The sequence below is a fragment of the Candidatus Magnetaquicoccus inordinatus genome (genome assembly GCF_004217665.1).
Lineage (GTDB): Bacteria > Pseudomonadota > Magnetococcia > Magnetococcales > Magnetaquicoccaceae > Magnetaquicoccus > Magnetaquicoccus inordinatus.
In genome coordinates, this window is the sequence record NZ_RXIU01000258.1 from 1 (window position 1) to 4,297 (window position 4,297).

The window sequence follows — 4,297 nt, forward strand, 5'->3', positions numbered from 1 at the left end:
GCCATTCATGTCTACCCGGACGGATCGGTGCAGGTGGACGCACCCGAAGGGGCTGGTGACAGTGAAATCCGGGACGCAGTGCGCAAACAGGCCCGATGGGTGCTGAAACACGTCAGCGATGCCAGGCAGCAACGTGAGCATGTGCTGGCCCGCCAGTATGTCAGTGGGGAAAGCCATTTCTATTTGGGGCGTCGCCACCTGCTGAAGGTGGTCGTGGCACCAGACGAACGGGCGACGGTGAAACTGCTACGGGGACGGTTGGAGGTCTGTTGTTCGAAGGAGTCCCCCGGTATGGTGAAAGATCTGCTGCGCGGTTGGTATCGAGAGCGGGCGAAGGAGTACCTGCACAAACGTCTGACCATCCACGCGGAGCATATACCCTGGCTATCGGCCATCCCCTGTTGGAAACTGGCACCGATGCAAAAACAGTGGGGGAGTTGTTCACCGAAAGGTGTCATCTCCCTGAACCCACATCTGGTGAAAGCTCCGCGAGATTGTGTAGACTACGTCCTTCTGCACGAACTCTGCCATCTGAAAGAACACAACCACAGTGATCGGTACTATCAACTACTGGGACAGTTGATACCGGAATGGAAATCTGTGAAAATCAAACTGGATGGTATGGCTGAGTTGCTGCTGAATGAGTGATATGGGAGTTGTTCTGATGCATTCGATCCCTTTTGATGTGTTACTTCTGGACGAAAGGGAGAAGGTTGGACAATTTGGGGTCGAACTCGATTTTTGGGATGACATCCAGCTCGGGATCGACCCGTAATCTGATATTGCTGAACATCTGTAGATCGCAATCGCCCAGGGATAGTATACCACCGCCAGTCGAAAGAAATGGCACAGATCAGAGAAATCTTTATTGAGACGAAAGAACACGTTGCCACAATGGCAGCAATCTCTCAAGGCAGCAGGGATTCGGAGTACAGACCGATAACAGGGCAACTCGATAGAGGAAAAAAATAGAGGAAAAATCATGATGCTTCCCAATGCAACACCCTTGGATGTACTGATTCTGACCGCTTTGGAGGAAGAGATGGAGCGAGTCAAATCCCACATGAACAATCCTCAAAATATCATGGTGTTACATCAGAATTGGTGGCAATCCACCCTGGCCGTGGAAAATGACAGCCTGAAAATTGGACTTTTCTGTTTTCAGGATATGGGCAACCCACAAGCAGCGGCAAAGAGCGTCGCTTTTCAAAAGGAAACCCAGGCTGAGCTGGTTGTGTTGATTGGCCTACTTGGCGGAAGGGAGGGGAGTATAGCCCTGCCAATAGAAGAAAAGCGTATGCGGGGGGACGTTGTGGTGGCTGAGGTGCTTGTTAACTATGAATGCGGCAAAAATCACCCAGATCGTTTCGAGTCACGTTCTACCCCCTTGCGCTGTGATGAGCGATTGCTGCTCGCAGTGAAAAAGCGCACTAGCAGCAACGAATGGACCGCCAAAATGAAAATGAAACGTCCTGATGGAACTAGTCATCGTATCCTTCCGATGGTTCATTTTGGTACGGTGGCTTCGGGAGAAAAAGTGGTGGCCGACGAGACGACATTGAATAAATTGACTGAACTGGTGGATGGAATGGAAGCTGTTCCCCCGTTGCTTGGCGTGGAGATGGAAGGCTACGGTACTGCGATCGGAAGTTATGAAGCCGATGTTCGTTTTCTGTTTGTTAAGGGGATCTGCGATTGGGCAGATTCAAAAAAAGCCGATGATGGTTGGCGTCCCTATGCCGTCGATGCTGCGGCTGCTTTGGTGTTTGACCTGCTTGCTGCGGGAGCATTCATACCGCGTCGATTTTCCGAGGCATCTGTCCAACCTGCAGCCAAGCATGGCTCAGACTCACACGCCCCACATCAACCAGACACATTTTCTGGCAGGACAAAACTGGAATTGTGTCGCCGACTTGGTGAAAACTGGGAAGATGTGGCAGATTCGCTGGATCCGTCAGTTCCTGCAAGTGATCGGAGACGGTTTCGCCCGGGTAATGAGTGTCAAGATCTTTGGACCTGGTTGGAGATTCGCGGGCGATTGAGCGAATTATCCGACGCCTTGCGGAATGCCGGACGAGAGGAACTGGCTCAATTGTTTGACTCCTGATAGGGAGATGTGAGGATGCCTCCATGAGCGGGCCGTTTTCCGGGCGGACAAAATTTCAATTTTGCCAGCGACTCCATCAGAGTTGGGAGGATCTGGCGGATGTCTTGGAACCGGAAATTCCCAGGCATGAGCGCAATCGTTTTCGCCAAGGCCGTGAGTGTGAGGATCTTTGGGGATGGCTGGAGGATCGCGATCGACTGGATGAACTCCCCGAGGCATTGGGGATTATCAAAAGGGGCGATCTGGCGCAATTGTTGGAGGATGAGCGAAGAACGGCTCCACAACCTTCCGATTCACCCGCCGGGCGATTGCAGGAAAATCTGTCCCAGTCTGGCTTAGCCCGGCAAGCAAGCACATCTCAAGCTCTTGATTCCACCGATTGGGATGCTTTTGCCGATTTGGCAGAACTGCAAATTGATGTCATTCGTGAGCATATTCGTGCCGGTCGGCAGCATTCGGCTCTGGAGCAGGTCAACGCACTGAAGCAGCGGATTTTTGACAGGACTCCTCCATCTCACCAGTCCCGTCTGTTGCGTCTTGAGGCAACATTACGTTTGTCGATGGCAGAGCCTCTGGAAGTCATTGAAGCCTTGGCATCACGAGCAAAGGCCCTTTTTCCCCATCAGGACGACCATCTGCTGGCTGTACGATTGGTGGACGCAAGGGAGGGTGCGCAGTCTGCCAAGGAGTTTCTCGGGGAGCCAATAACTCTTTTCGAGAGTCACTTTCATGCCACTCTACTTCTGGAGCTTGGTTCTCATCAATCAGCACGGCAGTGGCTGCAAGGTGATAAGCACCAACAGATGCTGTTTTCCCAATCTGGAGGGAGGGACTCTTTTCAAAGCGCCGAAACCGAGCGTCTTTTAGCCCTCTCCTGTCTCTTTGCTCGAAATCTTGGCCAGGCACAGCTGCATGTTACCAAGGCATTGGAAAAAGAGCCCGGAAATGAACTGATCCGTTTTGCCCTGGGAGCGATTTATTACTGCCAGGCTCTTTCTCCATCGCTCATTCCAGACCGTCCCGTTCTTTTCCCGTATCCTTCCGGAAAAGAGATGTTGCGAGAAAGCAGTGAAAGCCTGAGCTATCTGGATCGTGCCGCCGAATTATTTCGTGGCTTAAGCAACAATCAGGAAACCATTCCATCTCGCCGACGGGTTATTGAGGCGTGGTTGTTGGCAACCCTGGCCAGTCACCCGGAACGGCATAAAGAGGGTAAGAATCTGTGTCGGCAATTGCTGCTGCAAAATCCTGATCATGTAGGAGCCATTTTTCTGAACAAGTTGGCTGGTTATAATCTCCCTATGGGCTGCACAGTGGAATTGTTAGAAAGTGATTTGGAGGAACACAAGGCTACTGTCCAGGGGGTTAATACACTGTTGTGGTTGCGCTTTCAAAAAGCTCATCCAAAGATCAAACAACTGCGTATCATTTTGGATAAATCCCGTACTCTGTTTACAGAAGCTGGATTGGAGCAAAATTGGCACTATTGGGACATTTTCTTTGAGGCGTATGCGGGTGAGATAAATAAAGCATTAACAAAGGCCGAAATTCTGGAATCTCATAAGGCTGTTTTGGAACTGAAATGCAACATTCGGATGCTTGAGGCGCGCAAGAGCGGCAAGTGGCTTCCTGTTGCGGAATCGGTGCTAGATTTGTTCCGCGCTACAGGCAATGGTTCTCACCTCTATTCCGCCTGCCAGATTTTTGCCCAAGAGAAGGCGTGGGAAAGGGTTGCCGATTTGGCCAAAGAGTTGGTGCAGACGTTGGCTACACCTGCCGCATTGAAACTGGCGGCGGTGGCTCTGTGGAACCGACAGGCATACCAGGAATGTTTTACACTGCTGGAAGAGCATTGGGAGCGCCTTCTCTCCGATATTCCCCCAGCTCGGATAAGTTGGATTCGTATTCAGTGTCAACGTTTATTGGGGAATCTGCCCAGAGCTGTGCGGGAGGCAGAGGATCTTTATCGCAGAGAATCATTACCGCAATATGGCATATCCCTGTTCGACCAGTATGTGGAGTGTGGGGATCTCAAGCAGGCCGCCCTATGGGCAAGAGAGTTGATGGATCGTCATGATATGTCAGCAGAGTTCCTGCTGAGTGCTTCCCACATTGTGCTGGTTCAGCGTGAATGATACAAATGGCCGTTGCGCGTAAGCACTTTCTCGGACACTCCCGGCACCTTTGCAG

The 4,297-nt window shown here is 51.5% G+C and carries 3 protein-coding genes; all 3 read left to right on the forward strand.

The window, feature by feature from the left end; translation table 11 throughout:
* Positions 1 to 648: M48 family metallopeptidase (locus tag EJP87_RS14165; RefSeq protein ID WP_130472515.1), on the forward strand; the 648-nt coding region annotated here is incomplete at its 5' end.
* 334 nt (positions 649 to 982) lie between these two features.
* Complete coding sequence (locus tag EJP87_RS14170; RefSeq protein WP_130472516.1) at positions 983 to 2,107, forward strand: 5'-methylthioadenosine/S-adenosylhomocysteine nucleosidase family protein; 1,125 nt, start codon at positions 983 to 985, stop codon at positions 2,105 to 2,107.
* A 23-nt stretch (positions 2,108 to 2,130) separates the two neighbouring features.
* Complete coding sequence (locus EJP87_RS14175) at positions 2,131 to 4,242, forward strand: hypothetical protein (RefSeq protein ID WP_130472517.1); 2,112 nt, start codon at positions 2,131 to 2,133, stop codon at positions 4,240 to 4,242.
* Positions 4,243 to 4,297 lie beyond the last annotated feature (55 nt).